Genomic DNA, 20498 nt, shown 5'->3' with positions numbered 1-20498 from the left:
ACTGTGCGCTCACGCTGATGTGAACTGAAGGTGCGAAACCTTTTCCATGAACTGAACGAACCTGAAATGGACAGGCCATAATCGGCTTGTTCGTCAAGCTTGACGCTTGATTTCATAACCAACCCCTATTGGAGGATCCCGAATGTCAAATCGAGTGATGTCAGCCATCGTCGCAAGCGCCTTTGCTGCAGCGCTCGGCCAGGCCGCGGTTGTTTCCGCAAATGCTGCCGAAATGGGCACAATGTCTGAAGCCGATATGATGAAGATGCAGGAAAAGACCAAGGCCGAAGTCGGTTCCGGCAAGATGGAGAAATGTTATGGTGTCGCGCTGAAGGGCGAGAATGATTGCTTTGCAGGTGCTGGTACCACATGCGCGGGCACAAGCACGGTCGACTATCAGGGCAATGCCTTCAAGCTGACCCCGGCCGGATCATGCACCGACATGACCACGCCAAGCGGTCACGGAACGCTTGAGCCTCAGGCCTGATCTTCACCAGTCTTGCGTCCGGGCGAACCCAAAATCGTCCGGGCGCATTCAGGAATTCGGAGGACAATATGGAACCGCAGCCGCATGTGTTCGATAAAACGTCAATTTCGCCAAGCGCTGGCGTCGGATTGAAGCCGCAATATTATCAAACGATCCTGTCGGACATTCCGCCGGTAGGCTTCTTTGAGGTTCATGCCGAAAACTACATGGGCGCAGGCGGGCCACCGCATCGCTATCTTTCCGCAGTTCGTGAGCATTATCCGCTTTCGTTGCACGGTGTCGGCCTGTCGATCGGTGCTGACCGCCCACTCGATAGCGACCACCTTGGCAGATTGAAAAGCCTTATCGAGCGCTACCAGCCGGGCCTTTTTTCCGAGCATCTGGCTTGGTCAACGCATGATACGACTTTCTTGAACGATCTGCTGCCGGTTCCTTATACGCAAGAGACGCTCGAACGCGTTTGCGATCATATAGACGAGGTGCAGGAGGCTCTTGGCCGCCAGATGCTTTTGGAAAACCCGTCGACCTATCTGGCGTTTGAGGAAAGCACGCTTTCTGAGATTGATTTCATTGCCGAGGTGGCGCGCCGCACAGGCTGCGGTCTGCTGCTCGATGTGAACAACGTCCATGTCGCCTCGATCAACCAGAACTGGGATCCTTTCGATTATATCAGCAGCTACGCCTTGGCTCAGGTTCAAGAGATTCATCTCGCCGGGCATACGCAAGAAGCGGACGAGAACGGCGCGCCATTGTTGATCGATACGCACAACCGCCCCGTCGATGAATTGGTGTGGGATCTTTTCCAGCACACAATCGACTTGCTGGGGCCGACGCCGACATTGATCGAGTGGGATGACGACTTGCCGCCATGGCCGGTTCTTCTGGCCGAAGCCCAGCGCGCCGAAACAATCATCAAGCCCTCGGACAAGGAGATACGCCGTGCCGTTGGCTGAACGACAGCGTGCCTTTGGTACTGCATTGCTCGATGCATCATTGCCGATGCCGCCCGGACTGGTTGGGCCGGATGGCCGCCCCAGCATTCGCCGGTTTTCTGTCTATCGCAACAATGTTGTCGTAGGTTTGGTCGAGGCGCTCAAGAGCGCATATCCGGTTGTCTGCAGAATTGTCGGTGAAGAGTTTTTCAAGGCAATGGCGCGCGCTTTTGTCGTCGAAAATCCGCCGGTTTCTCCGATATTGCTGGAATATGGAGAGGGTTTTGCGGATTTTGTCGCCAGTTTTGAACCGGCGGCGTCATTGCCCTATCTTTCCGATGTCGCCCGTATCGAGCGCGCCTGGGTTGAGGCCTATCACGCGCCAGAGGCGACGCCGATAGACGCTGGTGACCTGATGCGGATCGCGCCCGATCAGCTTCATTCCATATGCTTCACCATTCATCCTTCTCTGCGCATCACAAGGTCACCTCTGCCGGCTCTTACCATATGGAAAATGAATGCGGCCGACGGCGTTCCTGTGCCAGTCGAGTTGAGCACGGGCGGCGAGGACACCCTCATTGTTCGCCCCGATGCCACTGTCTCGGCTCGCCTTTTTCCCGTCGGCGGTGCGGATTTCCTCATTGCGCTTGCTTCCGGTGCGACGGTTATCGACGCAGCGAAAGCCTGCATGAGCACGAACCAATCTTTCGATCTTGCCGGCAATCTCTCTGCATTGATTGACGCAGGCGTCTTTACTGGCTGGCGCCTGGAGAATGAGCCCAGCCAGACCATCACGGGGGAAAAACAATGAACCACGCGGCAACTCGTTCAGACCCGCAAGGCCATGGAAAACTCGAAGTCTTGATAGGTACGGCGTTGGTCTGGCTTGCGACAATAGGCCATGCGGTGGCGCCGATCGTGCTGCGCATTGCGCTGGCGCTGCCGTTCTATCGTTCAGGACTGACCCGCTGGGACGGGTTTCTGTCGCTTTCGCCCAGTGCCGCCTATCTGTTTGCAGAAGAGTTCAAACTGCACATTTTTGGAAGCCAGATTGGCTTTCCCATGCCCGTTGTGGTGGCCCATTTGGTGGGAATGGCCGAGATCGTGCTGCCGATCCTCCTGATCCTTGGCTTGGCTACGAGGTTTACCGCGCTAGGTCTTTTGATCATGACCGGTGTGATCCAGCTTGTGGTTCCCGATGGCTGGGCAAATTTTCATCTTTACTGGGCCGCACTTGCCCTTGCGATCATGGCGCTTGGCGCGGGGCCGCTGTCGCTTGACAGGCTCGTTGTTGCGCGGATGTTTCCCCGCTTGTCTTCTCGCCTGTGATAAGGACTGGTGCCGTGAAAGACATCAGGCTTTTTGCAATGAAGGTTGATCGGCTCACCGTCCTGACAAGCGAGCCGGTGTCATGAACACCGGTTCGCAAGACCGCATGCCCTCGCTGAGAATTGTCGGCGGGTCGCAAAGTGTCGGCCAACAGCAACAGGGCGGTGCTTGCCCGCAACCGGCGTCGCGCGATGTTGACTGGTCGATACTCATGGCAAGGGCGCAGACTGGTGACGGGTCCGCATATCGCAGCCTGCTTGAAGATATTACGCCATATCTGCGTTCGCTTGCGTCGCGCCGACATGCGCAACTTAGCGACGTGGAAGATGCTGTTCAGGACATATTGTTGACGGTTCATACGATACGGGCCACTTACGATCCGATGCGCCCCTTCGGTCCGTGGCTGGTTGCCATTGCCAATCGCCGCCTCGTCGACCGTTTGCGCAGGCAAGGACGCCAGAAGGTGTTGAAACAATCACTTACGTTTGAGCAAGAAATATTGCCTGAGACGGAAACCGATATAGATGCAATTTCGGATCGCCAGAGATTGGCGCAAGCAATCGAAAGCCTGCCAGAAGGCCAGAAAAACGCCGTGCATCTACTGAAAATCAAGGAGCTGACATTGCATGAAGCCGCTGCTGTCAGCGACATATCTGTCGGGTCGCTCAAAGCATCGATGCACCGGGCTTTGATCAATCTTCGTAAAATTCTGACCGATAGGAGCGAAATGTGACCTCGACTCCTGAGCTTATCGCGGTTCTGACAACCAATTTGACGCCGGTTCGCCGTTTGCGTCCGCCATTTGTTCGGGCTCTTGGCTGGCTTGCACTGGCGGCGCTGATTATTTCGCTTCTTGCACTTGTCCATGGCGCGCGGCCAAATCTTCTCGAACGCTTTGCGGACACCCGCTTCGTTCTGGCCGTGGCCGGATCGCTATCCACCGGCATACTTGCCACGATAGCGGCGTTCATGGCGAGCCTGCCGGACAGGTCGCGCGGCTGGCTGCTTCTGCCGGTTCCCGCCTTGGTCGGCTGGCTATCGACCATCGGATACCAATGCTTGACGAACTGGGTGGCTCTTTCGCCAGAGGGTATGCAATTGGGCGAGACGGCGAGATGTTTTGCAACGCTTGTCCTCACCAGCCTGCCGCTATCACTGGCAATGCTGGCCATGCTTCGCCATGTTATTGCGTTGCGCCCGACCGGTGTGATCCTGCTGGGTAGCCTCGCTGTTGCGGGCATCACCTCAACCGCACTTTCTCTGCTGCACCCGCTGGACGCGACGGTGATGGTCCTCGCGTTCAACCTCGGAACCGCTTTATTCATGATGGCCATTGGCGGGGCGTTGAGCTTGCGCATACGCGCAAGCAGTGCTGGCCAAGCGGCCTGAGCGATTGCACGGATAAAATCTCCAGATGGTGATACAGTTAAGCCGAGAGCAGAGCCATTGCCGTGCGCTCATCGGTGATGAGGCCGTTGACCAGACGACGTTTCACGACAGCAAGAATGCCGGGCAGTTTGCGTTCTCCCATAGCCAGTACAACGACCAGGGATGTATCTCGCGACGGGATTGGTGCGGATGAAACGCGTTCATTGGTGATGCCTTCGATAAACTTGCCGTCACGATCGAACACCCATCCGACAATTTCTCCGACACCGCCCGCTTTTTGTAGCGCTTTCAATTCGCTTTCGGTGATGAAGCCGTCTTCATAGAGCGGTGCTTTCGGCCCTAGATCACCGATGCCGAGAAAGGTGACATCCGCTCGCGCTGCCAGTTCGAGTGTTGGTTGGATCATAGGCTGACGAAGCAGCATTTCGCGCTCTTCGGGTGAAGAGGCGATAACGGGTAGCGGCATGGGAAATGAACGTGCCTTGATCCTGTCGGCCATCGTGAAGATGACATTGTAGAAAGCCGCAGAGCCATCGGGGGCAATATTGCCGGTGAGCGATACGACCTTGTGCTGCGGGCATTCCATCGGCGGCAATTGCTCGATTGCCGCCTTCAATGTACGCCCCGTGCCGATAGCCATGACAATCGGATCAATTGAGCGCAGCCGCTTCTCGATTTCCGCCGCGGCGGCCTCGGCGATGCCAATCGTCGTGGATGACGAATCCGGGTCACTTGGCACCACTTCGACCAGATCGAGTGCGAACCGTTCCTGAAGGCGGCTGGCCAGATCGAGGCAATTGGAGATCGGGTGATCGACCCGCACCTTGATGAGGCCCTCCGATACTGCCAGTGAAACGAGACGCTGGGCTGTCTGGCGCGAGATGCCAAGCTTGGCCGCAATCTGGTCTTGCGTGTTGCCCGCAACATAATAGAGCCACCCGGCGCGTGCCGCGTCGTCGAGCCTGTTATCGGTGCTGCCCTGGCGAATATTCATGCAAACCTCATTTTGCGCCTGAAAGTGGCGTCTTATCCGCCATCTGGCGTCCACCTTTGCAGGGAACACGTTCCTGTGCAATTGTCTACGTTAAGAGCAATTATTCGCTAAAGTCTGCATCAGACTTCATCTTGGAGGTGCCGTTCCTTGTGGCAATTGGGTAGCAAGCCAAATCCAGCGACAGAGATTTTATTCCACCCGGTTTGTGTGAATGTCATTCGGTTGTGTGAGGGCGCGATGTTCATCAAAGGGGATCAGGCATGACGCCGAAAGCAGTTTTCTGGGATATGGACGGTACGCTCGTCGACAGTGAACCGTTGCATGAGATGGCACTGATCTCGGCCCTGCAAGATGTCGGAATTGCGCCGCCGACGGATTTGCATGAGCGCGTCGTCGGGATCGCAGCAGCCCCCGTCTATGACATGCTGTGCAGCGAATATGGCCTCGCTTTGCCCTTTGAAGAATGGATCATGCGCAAATATGACCACTATTTGCCGCTTGTCGAAACCTTGAAGCCGCGTCCGGGAGCGATCGAGATTTTTCGCGACCTGAAGGCACTCGGTGTGGAGCAGGCGGTGGTGTCCAATTCCGACCGGATGGTCGTCGATGCGAATTTACGGATCGCCGGAATATCTTATCCCGGCATGAAAACGGTGAGCCGCAACGATGTGCGTGAGGGAAAACCGCATCCCGAACCGTTCCTGCGGGCAGCTTTTCTGGCCGGTGTCTCGCCACATGACGCGGTGGCCGTCGATGATAGCTGGACTGGTGTTTCAGCCGGCCTTGCCGCCGGAATGAGAACTATATTCTGGCCGGAGCGGCCGATGGACGGGCCGCCGGGCGCTATAATCGTCAACACGCATCAAGAATTGCGCGCAGAGCTTGGGCTCTGAGGCATCGGGACGAAAAGTGGTTGTCGACTTGGTTCAATGCCTGATCGTGTTCAGCCAAACACCGCAAAACCTTGGTTGATCCTTTCCAGGATCGCGAAAGTTGCGATCGTCAGGAAAGCGCAGAGCACCGCTCCGCCGCAAACGAGATAGATCTGGAGGCGAAACACCTGCAGTTTTAGCGCCAGCGCGCTTTCTTGGTCGTTGCCCGCTGTCAGTTTCGCAATGTTCCCGACATGGCGTTGTACCCCGAATGTCAGGACGGATAGGCCAAGAAAAATGCCGCTCACAAAAAGGCTGATGTAAAGGAAGCCCGAAGCTTGCGGCGGGTAATCGGAAATGAACAGGCTTGCCGTCACCAAGACCGCTGTCGTGAGGCCAAGTATCGTCGCAAACCAGTAGAGAATCTTGAAAACGCCAAGCAATTTTCGCCCTCGGTTCAGTAGCCGGAGCCACCTGAGATGGAATAACGCGCTCGGTTCGTTGAGGGCGTATCGCAATCCCCGATGGCCAGCCATCCGCTCAAAGAGGTCGCCCGCTTTATCTCGTACCGCTCCAGATCAACTCCGGTAGACAGGTTCTTCTTCGTCGAGGATAGCTTTTAGTTCGGCCAGATGCCTGTCGGATTGACCGGGATACCCGTCCAACTCGCATGCAGTCTTCTCGGCAATCTCATCTGACAAGACACGCAGCGGCCTGCCGGTCCACAGCGCCTTGATGTAGGTTTCGGCCGCGCGTTCAAAATAGAACATGCGGTTGAAGGCATCGGCAACGCTGTCTCCAATGACAAGTACGCCGTGGTTGCCCATGACCATCACCTTGTTCTTCGGATCGGCAAGCAGCGTCGCGCAGCGCTCACCTTCCTCGGTAAATGCCAGCCCGCCATAATAATCATCCACCACATGGCGATTGAAGAAGGTGGCGCAGTTCTGGTCGATTGGCGGTAGCCGCGAATCCGCCAGCGAGGCAAGCACCGTGGCGTGAATGGAATGGACGTGCATGACGCAGCGCGCGTGCGCCACATTGCGATGGATCGCACCATGCAACCCCCAGGCCGTTGGGTCGGGCGCATTCGGACCGTTCAGGGTTTCGGGGTCGTTGGCGTCGATCAAAAGCATGTCGCTGGCTTTGACGCGAGAAAAATGCATCTGATTTGGGTTCATCAGGAATTTCGTTCCGTCATCATTGACGGCGAGCGAGAAGTGGTTGGCCACGGCCTCGTGCATATTGAGCCGCGCGGTCCAGCGAAAGGCTGCCGCGAGATCCACACGCTCTTCATAGAAGGGCAAATTGGTCAGTGTTTCCTGTTGTAGCCGGGTAACGCTCATTGGAAAATCCTCATTGAAGACCAAGGATGGCGCGAGTTTGCGCCAACGGCAACCACAAAATCCTGAACCAGCTGGTGAACTCTGTTTGGCTAACAAACCTGTGGCCGATAACGGTTAGATACCGAACTGGGCGAGAGCAAGGAAGCCAAATCCCAATCCGATGACGAGGCAAAGCGGTGAAAAGAAACGAACGTCATAGTTTGCAAATGGCTGTTGAGGCGTCAATCGCCGCCATGCCGGTGTAAAGCCGGCAATTCCGCGGGCAAGAAACACCAGCGAAATAAGCAGGGCGGTTGCGCCAAGCCCGGCCATTGGAAATGGTGTTGCAAAAATTCCCACCAGTGCGACAGGCCAAAGTGTCGCCATGCCAAGACATGCCGCAACGCTAAAGCATGCAAACGGACTTGGCATTTCATCGACATCTTTGAAGCCGATCACCGCATGGGCGCAAGATGCCGAATCTTTGCCGGGCCAGATGCCGCCAATACCCCAATAGACATGCAATGTAGTGATGAGAAGCAGGACGCCGGACAATGCGAAGGCAAGTGCGATCATGAGGGTAACAATCGTTGGTGGTGGAAATGCTTGTAAATTGGCGGCTTCATTGCTTGCGCGGCAAAACCGAATGACTGGATCTCCCGGTCAGGCACAACGCGTGGAACAGTAATGCCGGGATGTTCCATGACCGTAATTATAGCTTGAATTATGATGCCGCCTACCATGCAGCGGCGCGACATAGTGCCGTGCTTGGTTTGCCCGATACAATGCGCGTCAGGCAGTTGCCTGTCACGGAGACCTCTGCAATAAGCACGTTCCGTGAAGGCAGGGGAGATGGCGATGGCGGCTAAAATCGTGCCGGCTCGAAATTACGAGGAGCGCGTCAGGGCATCTTTTGCGCGTCAGCAGGCGATGGCGACCATCGGTGCCGAACTGACGCTGGTAACGCCGGGCATCGTTGAAATCGAAATGCCCTATGCGCCGCAGTTCACTCAGCAGCATGGATTTTTGCATGCAGGTGTTATTTCGACCGCACTGGATTCGGCCTGCGGCTATGCCGCCTTCTCACTTATGCCCGAAGACGCAAGCGTGCTGACCATCGAGTTCAAGGTCAATCTGCTTGCGCCGGGCAAGGGCGACCGCTTCCTGTTTCGCGGTTCCGTGACAAAGCCCGGTCGCACCATTGTTGTCGCGGACGGTCAGGCTTACGCGTTCGACGCTGACGGGGAGGCAGGCTTGATCGCCACCATGACCGGCACGATGATGGCCGTTGTAGGCCGTGAAGGCATTGAGGGTTGAGCAGGCCGGGCGCAACTCCAATGGCCGGCAAGCAGGTTCTCTTCGCTATGGCAGCCGAAGCCGAATATGGCCCGCACCTCAAACGTCTGTTCGTTCCATTGATGACGGGCGTCGGCCCCGTCGAGGCAGGGGTAAGGCTTGGTGCGGAACTGGCGCGATTGAAAGGTGAAAATACGCTTCCCGATCTTGTCGTTTCGCTCGGTTCGGCGGGTTCGAAAAAGCTGGAACAGGGAGAAATCTATCAGGCGGTTTCGGTGAGTTATCGCGACATGGATGCCTCGCCGCTCGGCTTTGAAAAAGGCATCACGCCATTTCTCGATCAGCCCGCCACGATCGAATTGCCCATCCGGATCGCTGGCGTGAAGGAGGCGACCCTGTCGACGGGCGCGGCGATCATCTCGGGCAATGCGTATAGTGACGTAAGCGAAGACATGGTGGATATGGAAACATATGCCTGCCTGCGCGCCTGCCAGATATTCGACGTTCCACTGGTCGCCCTGCGCGGCATCTCCGACGGTGCCAGCGAGTTGAAACATGTTGGCGACTGGACTGAATATCTACAACGCATCGATGAGAAACTGGCTGGTGCGGTTCTGGCGCTTGAGCGTGCGCTGTCCACGGGTCGGATTTCGCTCTGAGGGCGGCGCTTCACAATTGTCAGGAATATGAGCCTGCAATGCGCATTGCATGAATCAATGCGTGAAGTTGCGGATTCTCATTGTCAACAACATGGCGTAAGCCATTGCACCGACTCAAGTTCTTCTTTAAAGGCCTGCCATGACGACAGACAATCACGCCAACACCATTCTCATTATCGATTTCGGCAGCCAGGTCACGCAGTTGATCGCAAGGCGTGTGCGTGAAGCTGGCGTCTATTGCGAGATCGTGCCTTTCCAATTGGCTGACGAGGCCTTTGAACGCATTGCCCCCCGCGGCGTCATTCTTTCAGGCAGCCCCCATTCCACTGTTGATATTGGCAGCCCGCGCGCACCAGACGCAGTCTTCAAGGCAGGCATTCCGGTTCTGGGAATCTGCTACGGCGAACAGACGATGTGCGCGCAACTTGGCGGTAATGTTGAGGCTGGCCATGAACGTGAATTCGGGCGTGCATTTCTCGATATCGAGGATGACTGCGTGTTGTTCGAGGGTATCTGGGCCAAGGGCACCAGACATCAGGTGTGGATGAGCCATGGCGACCGCGTGACCACCATTCCACCCGGCTTCAAGGTGGTTGGTACATCGACCGGTGCGCCGTTTGCGGCAATTGCCGATGATGCCCGCAATTTCTATGCAGTGCAATTTCACCCGGAGGTCGTGCATACGCCCGACGGGGCAAAACTGCTGAGCAATTTCGTCCATAATATTGTCGGCCTTCAGGGCGAATGGACGATGGCCGCCTATCGCGAACATGCGGTTGAGACGATCCGCAAACAGATCGGCAAGGGCAAGGTCATCTGCGCATTGTCGGGTGGCGTCGATTCCTCTGTGGCCGCGCTTCTCATCCATGAGGCGGCTGGCGAGCAACTGACGTGCATTCTTGTCGACCACGGATTGATGCGCAAGAACGAGGCTGCGGACGTAGCTGCCATGTTCCGCCAGCATTACAACCTGCCCTTGACGGTGGTGGATGCCGCCGACCGATTTATCTCGGCGCTCGAGGGAGAAAGCGACCCGGAAAAGAAGCGCAAGACCATCGGGCGTCTGTTCATCGAAGTGTTTGAGGAAGAGGCGAAGAAGATCGGGGGCGCGGATTTTCTGGCGCAAGGTACGCTTTATCCCGACGTCATCGAAAGCGTCTCTTTCACAGGCGGTCCTTCCGTCACGATCAAATCGCACCACAATGTCGGCGGTCTGCCTGAGCGCATGAATATGCAATTGGTCGAACCGCTGCGGGAATTGTTCAAGGATGAGGTGAGGGTGCTCGGCAAGGAACTTGGTCTGCCCGAGAGCTTCATCGGACGCCACCCGTTCCCCGGTCCGGGATTGGCCATCCGTTGTCCGGGAGGCATCACGCGCGAGAAACTCGAGATATTGCGCGAGGCTGACGCAGTCTATCTGGACGAGATTCTGCAAGGCGGGTCTTTACGATGCGATCTGGCAGGCTTTCGCCGTGCTGTTGCCGGTACAGACGGTTGGCGTGATGGGCGACGGGCGCACCTATGAATTTGTCTGCGCATTGCGTGCGGTAACATCTGTCGATGGCATGACGGCAGACTTTTATCACTACGACATGGAATTCCTCGGCCGCGCTGCCACCCGCATCATCAACGAGGTGAAGGGCATCAACCGTGTCGTCTATGACGTTACGTCGAAGCCGCCGGGCACAATCGAGTGGGAATGAGGAAAATAGCGGCGTTCGTGTGATACCAGTGGACGTTGGCCTGCCATGCGCTTGCTATTGCCGGATGAACGAGTGGGAACAAGCCCGGCTCGGCTAAGTGACATAGCGGGGCGCGTCACCACATTGCCGGCATGGTCGATATGCCCTGGTTCTTAGCCGCTTCATGGGTTTTTCATGTCGAGATAGGAAATGTCGAAGTCGGACATGTGAGCGAGACGCGCGCGGTCAAGGAAGGTCACGACGCCGTCTCTGAATACCACGAGTTCTGCCTCGCGAAGATGGCGAAGAACGCGATTGAGATGGATGGCTGTAATGCCCACAGCATCGGCAACGATGCTTTGGGATAGAGGGCATAGATAGCTGTCGCGGGTTCCCAGACCGATGAGCTCCATGCGCGCACCAAGTTCGAGAAGGAAGTGTGCGGTTCGAGACATCGCATCGCGTTTGCCGATGCACACGAGATGTTCTGTGACCATCGCCTCGTCGCGTGAAACGGCCCATAACAACGCCATAGCCAGCCGTGGCGTCAGGCGAAATGCTTCCCATAGGCGTTCTGTGCTGATTTTGCTGATTTCGACATTGGTTAGAGCAACTACGTTTTGATCTGCAGCCCGCAACATGATGCTGCGAAGTCCAAGGAAATCGCCCGGAAGCTGAATCTCGATAATCTGGCGGGCACCATCGCGCAACCGCTTGTAGGAACAGGCCCAGCCGTCATGTAGAATATAAGCGCCGTGCTGCTGCTGACCTTCGTAGATCACCTCCTTGCCCGCCGTTATAATCGTTTTCGGCCCCTGCAAGGACTCCAGCATCGCCACGTCTTGAGGAGCCAGCGTTGCATATGCCCCAATTTTCCTGGAAATAGCGTCTATATGAGATGCCATCTTGTCGGGCCGCCCGCTCCCCAATTCTACCGCAATTGTATCCAACTTGAATTATAATGTCGAAGTTACGCTTATAGAACTAATCTGGATTAGTTAGTGTACATCAATTACGCAGGGGCAACCGAATATGTTTCTCGTTTCCAGCCGCGCAGGTTGCTGCAGCGTCGAGAAACTTCGAAAAAAAGAAAAATATTTCCTGGCCGCATTTAAATGAAACGGTACAGGCGCGACGCGCTGAGGCACAAGATACATCGCCGCTCGTTCAACGATGCTCGATGACAAACGACGCATATTCAAGAAAAGCTGGCCGCCGGTGTTGATGGTAATAAACCATACCCTGGTCGATTATATGCGCGCATGCACGAAAAAATACGCCAGTACTATTGACCATTTATACTGATATCCGCAGTGAGATTCATAAAAAATAACTTTGGTACGACGCCTGCATGTGTAATTTTTCCACAAGCGCGATAGCAATGCCTCATTGTCGAGGCTTCACTATGCGGAAGGTAAATCAAATCCCCTAGGGCGCAGGCTATCCATACTGGACAGGTTCTTCCAAGAGAAGATAAATTTGGGGTAGACTCTATGTTGCTCTTATGTTGGAGCAAGCAGTCAATGATCCATCGATATGAGTGGTAATTATAGTCAATTGTGTAAATTAGCTGGCATTTTATTAGAATAAGATGGAATTTAGTCCGCAAAGTAGTCGAAAAAAATGCGCTCATCTAGGTGTCGGAAACCTGAATTCACAAAATTAATCCATTCTTAACCTAAATTAATGACTAGTACCATCTTTTTATCTATTCTTTCATTGTGCAATAGCCGCTTAACAATCAACGAGCCTGCATTTTAGGTGCAGGGTTTCCCATTGGCGTTTTCGCCAGTGGCCGGTTTTTGTTTGGCAAGCGGAAGGGGCTAGGTAACCTGTAGTACTTGTGCTGCAGGGGGAACAGGAGCTATTTGTCATGAATTTATTGGCTGAAACCAATGGGCATCATCTACCAATAAACCTGCAATGTAATTCACTGGAAAATAATCACGAAATCAATGACGACGAAACTGCAGAAGAAACGGTCACGCAACCTGTTAAATCAGTTGTTATGATCGATTCGAGAGCGCTGGGGCGTGAATGCTTTGTGAAAAGCGTGGCGGCGCAGAAGGTGGGGATGAATGTCCTTGCATTCGAGTCTATTGAAGAATGGAAGAAGGCGCGTCCGCAGTGCCCGCAAGCATCGGCGATCCTGCTCAATGTGGGTGGTGGGAAAATTTGCGATCCTGCCGTTGCCGACGAGATCAAGGGCTTGTCCGCCGAATTTGAAGGTGTACCGGTTATCGTTCTCGCCGATGGAGACGAGTTGCCGCAAATCGTAAAGGCGCTCGAATGCGGTGCAAAGGGTTATATCCCGGCATCGGTGAACATCCAGGTATGTATTGAAGCAATTGGTCTCGCGCTTGCCGGAGGTGTTTTCGTCCCCGCCAGCAGCGTGATGGCAATGCGCCAATATCTGGAGTCGGGAACGGAAGCGGCCAGGCCTATGGGTGGAATGTTTACCCTGCGCCAAGCAGAAGTCGTTGAAGCTCTGCGGCGCGGCAAGGCAAACAAGATCATTGCCTATGAGTTGAATCTCCGCGAGAGCACAGTCAAGGTGCATATCCGAAACATCATGAAAAAACTCAAGGCAACGAACAGGACAGAAGTTGCTTTCAAGATCAACGATCTGTTTCCGGGTGATTTTGCGTCGTCAAGGCAATATGAGCCAAGCGCTTCCGTCAGCCGTCCGGCAATTCATTCCTGAGAGTTTGACGCAGAAAGAGCGCCAGGAAGGCGAGATAAAATTTAAGTAGTTCGACTATTTGCCCTACTATTCTGACCGGGGCAGGGCCGCCATGCAGAAATGCATTGGCGGCCCCTTTTTCTGACTACCGGTAGGGCAGGGGGCGGTGCCCGGGCGTCAGATCCCCGTTCCACGCAGGACCACACCGACGGTCCGAAGCATGATCTGAATGTCTGTTCCAAATGACATGATGCGCGCATAGCGCGTGTCGTGAGTGGCACGCTCGATGAATGTGCAATTGTTTCGGTCACTGATTTGCCATAGGCCGGTCAGTCCGGGCCGCAGTTCAAAATATGCCGTGCCGGGATAAAGGGCGCGCTGTTCCAGGCACATTGGGCGTGGTCCCACCAACGACATGTGTCCGAGGAGCACATTCAGCAATTGGGGGAGCTCGTCCGCCGAATATTTTCGCAAATATGCGCCAATTTTCGTGATGCGCGGGTCATTGCGGAGTTTTTGGTTGGTGTCCCATTCGATGCGGGCTGCCTGGTTTTCCTTGAGATACTGGCTCAGCGTCTCTTCCGCATTCGGCACCATTGTGCGCAGTTTCCACAGCGTGAAGGTCTTGCCATTCTTGCCGACACGGGGTTGGCCGTAAAATGCATTGCCGCCATCACATCTGACGAGCAACGCCAATGTTCCCACCAGTGCAAGCGCAACGGGCGCGGCAGCAAGAGTGGCGACAATGTCAAAGCCCCGTTTTGTTCCTTGAGAAGCAAGTCGCGACCACGGCTTTCTCTCAGATGCCGGCTCGACAAACGCCAAGTCACGACTACGCGTTCTGGAAATATCTTCCAGCATGAAACGCCCCCAATGGAGTGCAAATGCACAATAGAATTTTGGAAATCAAAAAAGAGAGAATAGAAATTCGTTACCAACGTGACGAAATTCTCATTCATTGATCCCAAGTAACAGAATATTAACTAGAAATATCTTAATTCAGCAATTGATCGACTTTAGACAAATCGATCTAGATAAATATTAGATCAGATTTAGAGATTAAAAATGGATAAGAAATACGAGCTATTTTTGAAGAAAAAACAGGAATATAGCACCATCATGGGGCTAATCGGGACGGTGATAATGCATATCACGTCCCTGTAAGTTGAGGGGATATGACCCTAAACTCACGAGTACTTCACCAATGTAGCAATATGCATCGCCAAGCAGGTCTTGTAGCTAAGCTGAATTGTGTGTTGTCTCACCCGGTGCATCGCCAGAGGGTTGAAGCACACACGATCTATGATGCGCCAATGTAAGCCTTTTGGCGCAACTCGTACCCGGATGGGGGTGTGGACCTAGGAGTTCTCCCGATTCCACGTCTTGACCATCGTTGAGCTATTGTCTTTCCAGGCTAGGCTGAGCATTTGCCGGGCGCGGTAGAAGCGAATGCGGCTCAAGCACAGCAAGGCCAACCATCGGGTGCGGATGCCAGAAATCTTCCTGGAACGAAGGATGGATGGCAATTCAGCCGGCGGAGATGCAGCGAGTATTGCGCTCGTGACAATCCAACGAAAGATAGAAACCGGATGGCCCTTGACCTTTCGGAACTCATGCGCGACGTGCCTGTCCCATCGCCGCGCCAGTTCGCCAAAAGATTTACAGGACGCGGTGAAAATTTTCGCTTCGGGCCGGAATGCAATGCGAAAGCCGCGCGCGGTGGCACGCTGCCCCCACTCGGTATCTTCCATCGTCGCAATTCCGCCGAACGGACCTACGGATTGAAACACGCTGGCGCGAACCGCCATATTTCCTGTCGCCGCAAAACCGTAGCGCGTGACATATTCGCTGGCTCGATAGCTATAGATGCTCTCATATGCTTCCACCGCGGTCAGGCGCGCTGGATCGGTAGGCAAGATGCCGATATCCCCGCCAAGGAATCCGATATCAGGGTGCGTGTCCATGAAGGTGACGATCGCGTGCACCCATCCGGGCGCCGCTACGCAGTCGGCATCGATAAAGGCAAGAAGATCGGCGCGCGCCAGTTTGGCTCCGAGATTCCTGGCGGGTCCCGGTCCCGGCGTGGTTTCACGCTCCAGGCGAACATCGCCGACAGCAGCGCAAACCGCCTCCGGCGGTTCGGGCGAACCATTGTCGACAACGATTATCTCGAAGGCAATATTGTCGCTCCGTTGCGCGTCGAGGGAGCGCAGGCAACGGGCAAGATCGTCCGGCTCATTAAGATGAGGAATGATCACGCTCAGACTGAGAGGCGAAGTCATAAATTACCTATCCAGATCCGGAATAAGAAGATGACATTTGAGCGGAATTAAACACAAATCAAATTAACACGCAACAAAAATAAGTAATATATGCATATTTTAAATAAACATTCGCATAGAATGAACAAGTTATAATTATATTATGGTAATTATCGCAATAATATTGTGGGATACATTCCGCTGGGTGTCTTGGGATTATTCCGCGGTCAGGTATGAATGGGGGAGTGTCGATGGCATTATTTGGTTTCAAGGTACGAAATCCCGCACGCGATAACGATACGGATGCCGCTCGCATGCAGCTATTGTCGAACACATTGGCCAGTTTGATTGCAGAGATCGAAGATGAGCGCGCCGGGCTTAACGCCCGCCGCGAAAAGGCGGCCGACAATGCTGCATTTTCCATGGAGGTCCTGGAAAATGAAGGTAGGCCGGACATGTCGCAAAAGGTCGAGGGGCTGACCGACTCGATGGCCAGATATGCGCAGCGCATAGCACTCTTGCAAGGACAGAAAGAGTTTGTCGCCGGCCTTCATGAGACGGTGGCTCAGTTTGCGCGCGACAATGGCGTAGAGATCGCTCAACGAAGCTCGGCTTGATATGAAACGGATGTTCGCTGGAGCTGTTTGCGAAAAGCGTGGTGCCGTTCAATCAAAACTGAACCGCTATGGCACAGATTGTGACCGAGAAGCTGCGTGCGGGCACGGACTAGAACCTTTTGTATAGGCCATAGGCGCGAGCGGCTGGCCAAAAGGATTAGGGGGCGTGTCGTGTGTCGATGCCCGAAACGCCTATCAGCGGTCTATCGCTTGGCGCTGCGAGGCTCGACAATGGATCATCGGCATCTCATCAGGCAAGACTATTGGGCTAAACAATGGGCGATCTGGATACCCGTTTCTACCTTTCGCTTCTGCTGCGGCGCTTGCCGTATGTAGCCGCGATCATAGCTGTTTTTACGCTGGCTGGAGTGGCATTGGCGCTTTTCCTGCCGCCGCTCTACCGGGCGAGCGCAAAAATTCTGGTCGAAGCACCGCAGATCCCTACGGAAATGGCGCGCTCGACAGTGCCGACGGGTGCCGTCGAGCAATTCGAAATTATCGAGCAGGAAATCATCACCCAGGACAACCTCCAGGCATTGGCGATGAGGCTGAACATCTATGGCGACGAGGCGGCGACCATGTCGGCCTTCGATATCGCTGAAGACATGCGCAAGCGGACGCGTTTTGATCAGGTTCAGCTGGATTCGTTACGGACGGGTCAAGGCGCCACCGTCTTCGCGGTTTCGTTTGATGCCAAAGACCCTGATCTGGCGGCGCGGGTCGTTAACGAATTGGTCGAGTATGTCCTCAGCAAGAACGTCAGCCTGCGCACCGGCCGTGCAGGTGACACGATGCTATTCTTCGATCAGGAAGTAACCCGACTTGGCAAGGAATTGAGCGACCTGGAAGCCACCATTCTCAAGTTCAAGAATGCCAACAAGGATGCACTGCCTGAAAGCCTCGATTTTCGCCGCAATCAGCAAAGTGGCTTGCAGGACCGGCTTTCCCAATTGGAGCGCGAGGAGGCAAGCCTGCGCAGCCGCCGCAACAACCTTGTCGAGATGTTTCAAAGCACGGGTAAGGTTGAAAATGTCGGGCCGTTAAGCCCCGAACAGCAGATGCTTGCGGATATGAACCGGGCGCTTGCCGACCAGCTTACAATCTTTTCCGAAACCAGCCCGAACATTGTTGCGCTTCGCTCGCGCATTGCCGCGTTGCAGGATCGTTTGCGCGCCAATCAGGCAAATGATGCCGCGCGCAGGACCGGACCCAGCGAATTTGACATCCAGCTTTCCGACATTGATGAGCGCTTGAACTACCTCACTGATGAACGCACGTCGATCACCAGGAACCTGAAGACCATTGCAAATTCGATAGCCGCAACGCCAGGCAACGAGACAAAGCTCAATGCGCTTGAGCGCAATCGCGCCAACATACAGGCGCAATACAATTCGGCAGCCGCTTTGCAGGCGCAGGCGTCAACCGGAGAACAGATCGAAGTGCGCTCCAAAGGCGGGCGCTTTTCGGTGGTGGAGCCGGCGGTTGCGCCGGAAAAACCGGTAAGCCCGAACAGGATACGTATTGCCGGCTTCGGCCTCGCTTCAGGCATTGGGTTCGGCGGTGGCCTGGTGATCTTGCTTGAACTGATGAACAAGACGATACGTCGCCCCGCGGAACTGGCCGAACTCTTGCAAGCCCAGCCCTTGGCGACCATTCCCTATATACTGAGCCCCGAAGAAAAGAGTTCAAGGATCAAGCGCTGGCGGCTGGGACTGGCGGCAAGTGGCAGCTTTGCGCTGGCGCTCGGCATCGGGCTGAACGCTTCGACGTCAATTGCCATGATTGCCAGGAACATGATCTCCGGTGCCATCAGTGGCGGGGTGGCCTGAAGTGGAAATAGAACAGGAAGGCGACCCGAACGTGTTGGCAAGTGCGAAAACGGAAGGCATGGAGCGCATCCAGACCGCGCTCACCAAAGCCCGAGCACAACAGGGAGCGCCGCAACATGTAAGCGCAGTGCAGAGTGCTGCCAGGACCAGTGAGCCGAGAACAGGCGATGTTCCAGTCGCCGCTCGGGCGCAGATGAAGACAGCGCTGCCCAAGCCGCAATTGCCCCGTCCGGCCGTGAATACTGTCACGGCCTCTGTTTGGGACAAGCTGCCGGCCGGCAGACCTGACCCGTGGCGGGTTGAGCAAGGGCGCCTTGTGACTGTGGGGCGTTCCAATCCCGCTCACGTCGCGTTCGACATATTGCGCACCAAGGTCTTGCATCTGTTGCGCCAGAACAACTGGAGCACTGTCCTGGTAACATCGCCGACTGCACGTTGCGGCAAGACGGTTGCCAGTTTGAACCTTGCATTCAGCCTGGCCAATCAAAAGGATTGCCGCACCGCTCTCGTTGATCTGGATTTGCGCCGCCCGCAGGTTGCCGAGGTTCTTGGTGTCAAATCGCCTCCGTCCATGGAGGATTTCCTGAGAGGCCGGACCGGCGTCGAAGACACCTTCTCGCGCTATGGCAAAAACATCGCAATTGCTTCCAACAAACGGCCCGTGCGCATGGCGGCAGAACTTCTGCAAAGCCCGGAAGCCGGACAGGTGATGAAGGACATCAAGCGGAAACTGGAGCCCGATGTCACCGTCTTCGACCTCCCGCCAATGCTGGCCAATGACGATGTCATGAGCTTTCTGCCGAATGTCGACTGCGCAATTCTTGTCGTTGCCGCAGAGCAAAGCACCAAGTCCGAGATTGATCTCTGTGAGCGCGAACTTTCCGACAAAACCAATCTGCTGGGCACCGTTTTGAACAAGTGCAGATATGCCCCAGAAAAATACGGCTACTGAGAAGGAGCCTGACGAGTGGACAATCGACAAATACAAACGTCGGCAGGCGGTGCGCAGTTTGAGAACCAGGGTTTGCGCAATGGACGCGCATCATCCGATGTCAGCAGTTTGCTGATCTATTCAGAGTTTTTCGGTATTGAGGGCAGGCCGTTCAGCCTCGTTCCCGATCCCAATTATTTCTACTGGTCGATTGTTCACTGTCGCGCCTACGCCATGCTCGACTATGCGCTGGCAACTTTTGCGCCGATCAGCGTCATAACAGGCGAGGTCGGGGCCGGTAAGACAACCCTCATCCGGCATATGTTGCGCGCGGCGGCACCAGATTTGCGTATCGGTCTGGTTTCGAATGCCCATGCTGACAGGGGGCAATTGCTGCATTGGGTGCTGGCATCGCTTGACCAGCCGCTGACCAGAGGTGTGCCTTATGTCGCGCGTTTCAAGCAGTTGGAAGAGTTCTTGCGTGCGGAACGCGCACTTGGCCGCCACACCGTTCTCATTTTTGACGAAGCCCAGAATCTCTCGGCCAAGATGCTTGAAGAACTCAGGTGTTTGTCGAACCTGAATGATGAAGTCGACGAATTGTTGCAGATCGTTCTGGTTGGTCAGCCTGAGTTGAATGACATTATAGGCAACCCCAGGATGCTCCAGTTCGCGCAACGCGTGTCTGCGCAATTCCACCTGTCCGGCATGCCTGATGATGCGGTGACGGACTACATTTTTCACCGTCTCAAGGTTGCGGGGGCTGCGCACGAAATATTCACGCCGGCAGCTTGCCGAGTGGTGGCTGCGGCAAGCAAAGGCTTGCCCCGCATCATAAACCAGATCTGCGACTACGCGCTTGTCTATGCATATGCGGAAGACAAGAAGATAGTCGATACCGAACTGGTCAGCCAGGTTATTGCCGACCGGAAAATTCAGGCAATGAGCGGGAGCGCGGCTGCGGCTCGCTAACGCAATTTGAGGAAAAGTGCGGTGCGGTTTTCCTTCCACGACTGCGTAAAAAGATAACGCTTAGAGCGGCGCAGCTTTTGATGAAATCAACGCGACAGACGGGACTGCGGGGCCCTGCTTTTACCCCCTCTGTCCTGCCGGACATCTCCCCCTCAGGTAGGGAGATTGGCCTTCATTTTCCGCCCGCGACTGCGAAACAATGGATATTTCGAGCGGCTTTGCGGTTCGATCAGGCGCTTA

21 protein-coding genes and 1 pseudogene are annotated in these 20498 nt (G+C 55.1%); 15 read left to right on the top strand and 7 right to left on the bottom strand.

All coding sequences use genetic code 11. The features are described 5' to 3' along the window. Positions 1–142 precede the first annotated feature (142 nt). From AC0L7S_RS04490 to AC0L7S_RS04465, 6 genes are all read left to right on the top strand, one after another. The gene (locus AC0L7S_RS04490; RefSeq protein ID WP_473473264.1) at positions 143–487 is read left to right on the top strand and encodes a BufA1 family periplasmic bufferin-type metallophore; all 345 of its coding nucleotides are present in this window, start codon (positions 143–145) and stop codon (positions 485–487) included. Between the two features lie 68 nt (positions 488–555). After that, a complete protein-coding gene (bufB, locus tag AC0L7S_RS04485) occupies positions 556–1440 on the top strand; it encodes an MNIO family bufferin maturase (protein WP_473473263.1) in 885 nt (294 codons plus the stop codon). Then, positions 1427–2230, top strand: a complete 804-nt coding sequence (locus AC0L7S_RS04480) for an HvfC/BufC N-terminal domain-containing protein (RefSeq protein ID WP_473473262.1) — start codon at positions 1427–1429, stop codon at positions 2228–2230. Before bufB ends, AC0L7S_RS04480 begins: the two co-directional genes overlap by 14 nt. Continuing rightward, complete coding sequence (locus tag AC0L7S_RS04475) at positions 2227–2748, top strand: DoxX family protein (RefSeq protein ID WP_473473261.1); 522 nt, start codon at positions 2227–2229, stop codon at positions 2746–2748. Before AC0L7S_RS04480 ends, AC0L7S_RS04475 begins: the two co-directional genes overlap by 4 nt. Before the next feature lie 82 nt (positions 2749–2830). Beyond that, complete coding sequence (locus AC0L7S_RS04470) at positions 2831–3481, top strand: sigma-70 family RNA polymerase sigma factor (protein ID WP_473473260.1); 651 nt, start codon at positions 2831–2833, stop codon at positions 3479–3481. Further along, positions 3478–4137, top strand: coding sequence for an NrsF family protein (locus AC0L7S_RS04465; protein ID WP_473473259.1), 660 nt, complete (start codon positions 3478–3480; stop codon positions 4135–4137). The genes AC0L7S_RS04470 and AC0L7S_RS04465 overlap by 4 nt, the downstream gene beginning before the upstream one ends. A gap of 37 nt (positions 4138–4174) precedes the next feature. Here AC0L7S_RS04465 and AC0L7S_RS04460 read toward each other — a convergent pair whose 3' ends face one another. Then, complete coding sequence (locus AC0L7S_RS04460) at positions 4175–5131, bottom strand: sugar-binding transcriptional regulator (protein WP_473473258.1); 957 nt, start codon at positions 5129–5131, stop codon at positions 4175–4177. Between the two features lie 260 nt (positions 5132–5391). Between AC0L7S_RS04460 and AC0L7S_RS04455 the strand changes: the two genes are divergently transcribed. Further along, positions 5392–6024, top strand: coding sequence for an HAD family hydrolase (locus tag AC0L7S_RS04455; RefSeq protein WP_473473257.1), 633 nt, complete (start codon positions 5392–5394; stop codon positions 6022–6024). A gap of 50 nt (positions 6025–6074) precedes the next feature. On the opposite strand, the gene AC0L7S_RS04450 is transcribed toward AC0L7S_RS04455, so the two are convergent. From AC0L7S_RS04450 to AC0L7S_RS04440, 3 genes are all read right to left on the bottom strand, one after another. After that, positions 6075–6446: a hypothetical protein gene (locus tag AC0L7S_RS04450; RefSeq protein WP_473473256.1), complete on the bottom strand. Its 372-nt coding sequence runs from the start codon at positions 6444–6446 to the stop codon at positions 6075–6077. Positions 6447–6581: 135 nt separating this feature from the next. Further along, the gene (locus AC0L7S_RS04445) at positions 6582–7349 is read right to left on the bottom strand and encodes a class II aldolase and adducin N-terminal domain-containing protein (RefSeq protein ID WP_473473255.1); all 768 of its coding nucleotides are present in this window, start codon (positions 7347–7349) and stop codon (positions 6582–6584) included. A gap of 114 nt (positions 7350–7463) precedes the next feature. Next, positions 7464–7904 (bottom strand): DUF3995 domain-containing protein, encoded by a 441-nt coding sequence (locus AC0L7S_RS04440; protein ID WP_473473254.1) that lies wholly within the window; start codon positions 7902–7904, stop codon positions 7464–7466. 282 nt (positions 7905–8186) lie between these two features. Here AC0L7S_RS04440 and AC0L7S_RS04435 point away from each other — a divergent pair, with 282 nt between their 5' ends. From AC0L7S_RS04435 to guaA, 3 genes and pseudogenes are all read left to right on the top strand, one after another. Then, on the top strand, positions 8187–8645 hold the full coding sequence (locus AC0L7S_RS04435) for a PaaI family thioesterase (RefSeq protein WP_473473253.1): 459 nt from the start codon (positions 8187–8189) through the stop codon (positions 8643–8645). Between the two features lie 20 nt (positions 8646–8665). Then, entirely contained in the window at positions 8666–9283 is a 618-nt protein-coding gene (locus AC0L7S_RS04430; protein WP_473473252.1) for a 5'-methylthioadenosine/S-adenosylhomocysteine nucleosidase, read from the top strand. Positions 9284–9422: 139 nt separating this feature from the next. Continuing rightward, a pseudogene (gene guaA / locus AC0L7S_RS04425) lies at positions 9423–10986 on the top strand (glutamine-hydrolyzing GMP synthase). A gap of 161 nt (positions 10987–11147) precedes the next feature. On the opposite strand, the gene AC0L7S_RS04420 reads toward guaA, so the two are convergent. After that, positions 11148–11870, bottom strand: a complete 723-nt coding sequence (locus AC0L7S_RS04420) for a Crp/Fnr family transcriptional regulator (protein WP_473473251.1) — start codon at positions 11868–11870, stop codon at positions 11148–11150. Between the two features lie 968 nt (positions 11871–12838). On the opposite strand from AC0L7S_RS04420, the gene AC0L7S_RS04415 reads away from it, so the two are divergent. Next, the gene (locus AC0L7S_RS04415) at positions 12839–13669 is read left to right on the top strand and encodes a LuxR C-terminal-related transcriptional regulator (protein WP_473473250.1); all 831 of its coding nucleotides are present in this window, start codon (positions 12839–12841) and stop codon (positions 13667–13669) included. Between the two features lie 156 nt (positions 13670–13825). On the opposite strand, the gene AC0L7S_RS04410 is transcribed toward AC0L7S_RS04415, so the two are convergent. Together AC0L7S_RS04410 and AC0L7S_RS04405 are read right to left on the bottom strand one after the other, a co-directional pair. Next, the gene (locus AC0L7S_RS04410) at positions 13826–14509 is read right to left on the bottom strand and encodes a sugar transferase (protein WP_473473248.1); all 684 of its coding nucleotides are present in this window, start codon (positions 14507–14509) and stop codon (positions 13826–13828) included. A gap of 497 nt (positions 14510–15006) precedes the next feature. Beyond that, positions 15007–15930, bottom strand: a complete 924-nt coding sequence (locus AC0L7S_RS04405) for a glycosyltransferase family 2 protein (protein ID WP_473473247.1) — start codon at positions 15928–15930, stop codon at positions 15007–15009. 230 nt (positions 15931–16160) lie between these two features. Between AC0L7S_RS04405 and AC0L7S_RS04400 the strand changes: the two genes are divergently transcribed. From AC0L7S_RS04400 to AC0L7S_RS04385, 4 genes are all read left to right on the top strand, one after another. Then, a complete protein-coding gene (locus AC0L7S_RS04400; protein WP_473473246.1) occupies positions 16161–16526 on the top strand; it encodes a hypothetical protein in 366 nt (121 codons plus the stop codon). Positions 16527–16801: 275 nt separating this feature from the next. Then, on the top strand, positions 16802–18355 hold the full coding sequence (locus tag AC0L7S_RS04395; RefSeq protein WP_473473245.1) for a GumC family protein: 1554 nt from the start codon (positions 16802–16804) through the stop codon (positions 18353–18355). Then, the gene (locus AC0L7S_RS04390; RefSeq protein ID WP_473473244.1) at positions 18339–19307 is read left to right on the top strand and encodes a CpsD/CapB family tyrosine-protein kinase; all 969 of its coding nucleotides are present in this window, start codon (positions 18339–18341) and stop codon (positions 19305–19307) included. Before AC0L7S_RS04395 ends, AC0L7S_RS04390 begins: the two co-directional genes overlap by 17 nt. Before the next feature lie 15 nt (positions 19308–19322). Next, the gene (locus AC0L7S_RS04385) at positions 19323–20258 is read left to right on the top strand and encodes an ExeA family protein (RefSeq protein WP_473473243.1); all 936 of its coding nucleotides are present in this window, start codon (positions 19323–19325) and stop codon (positions 20256–20258) included. Positions 20259–20498: the final 240 nt, after the last annotated feature.

The organism is Mesorhizobium sp. G2-6-1, assembly GCF_055809095.1.
The sequence above is the reverse complement of the archived record's forward strand: the minus strand, read 5'-3'. Positions and strand labels throughout refer to the sequence as shown.

What these genes read in the sequence shown, in the direction of transcription:
- AC0L7S_RS04490 (WP_473473264.1), top strand. Translation starts at nt 143, where the DNA reads ATGTCAAATCGAGTGATGTCAGCCATCGTCGCAAGCGCCTTTGCTGCA.
- AC0L7S_RS04395 (WP_473473245.1), top strand. Translation starts at nt 16,802, where the DNA reads ATGGGCGATCTGGATACCCGTTTCTACCTTTCGCTTCTGCTGCGGCGC.
- AC0L7S_RS04440 (WP_473473254.1), bottom strand. Translation starts at nt 7,904, where the DNA reads ATGATCGCACTTGCCTTCGCATTGTCCGGCGTCCTGCTTCTCATCACT.
- AC0L7S_RS04445 (WP_473473255.1), bottom strand. Translation starts at nt 7,349, where the DNA reads ATGAGCGTTACCCGGCTACAACAGGAAACACTGACCAATTTGCCCTTC.
- AC0L7S_RS04405 (WP_473473247.1), bottom strand. Translation starts at nt 15,930, where the DNA reads ATGACTTCGCCTCTCAGTCTGAGCGTGATCATTCCTCATCTTAATGAG.
- AC0L7S_RS04435 (WP_473473253.1), top strand. Translation starts at nt 8,187, where the DNA reads ATGGCGGCTAAAATCGTGCCGGCTCGAAATTACGAGGAGCGCGTCAGG.
- AC0L7S_RS04400 (WP_473473246.1), top strand. Translation starts at nt 16,161, where the DNA reads ATGGCATTATTTGGTTTCAAGGTACGAAATCCCGCACGCGATAACGAT.
- AC0L7S_RS04475 (WP_473473261.1), top strand. Translation starts at nt 2,227, where the DNA reads ATGAACCACGCGGCAACTCGTTCAGACCCGCAAGGCCATGGAAAACTC.
- AC0L7S_RS04470 (WP_473473260.1), top strand. Translation starts at nt 2,831, where the DNA reads ATGAACACCGGTTCGCAAGACCGCATGCCCTCGCTGAGAATTGTCGGC.
- AC0L7S_RS04420 (WP_473473251.1), bottom strand. Translation starts at nt 11,870, where the DNA reads ATGGCATCTCATATAGACGCTATTTCCAGGAAAATTGGGGCATATGCA.
- AC0L7S_RS04415 (WP_473473250.1), top strand. Translation starts at nt 12,839, where the DNA reads ATGAATTTATTGGCTGAAACCAATGGGCATCATCTACCAATAAACCTG.
- AC0L7S_RS04430 (WP_473473252.1), top strand. Translation starts at nt 8,666, where the DNA reads ATGGCCGGCAAGCAGGTTCTCTTCGCTATGGCAGCCGAAGCCGAATAT.
- AC0L7S_RS04460 (WP_473473258.1), bottom strand. Translation starts at nt 5,131, where the DNA reads ATGAATATTCGCCAGGGCAGCACCGATAACAGGCTCGACGACGCGGCA.
- bufB (WP_473473263.1), top strand. Translation starts at nt 556, where the DNA reads ATGGAACCGCAGCCGCATGTGTTCGATAAAACGTCAATTTCGCCAAGC.
- AC0L7S_RS04410 (WP_473473248.1), bottom strand. Translation starts at nt 14,509, where the DNA reads ATGCTGGAAGATATTTCCAGAACGCGTAGTCGTGACTTGGCGTTTGTC.
- AC0L7S_RS04455 (WP_473473257.1), top strand. Translation starts at nt 5,392, where the DNA reads ATGACGCCGAAAGCAGTTTTCTGGGATATGGACGGTACGCTCGTCGAC.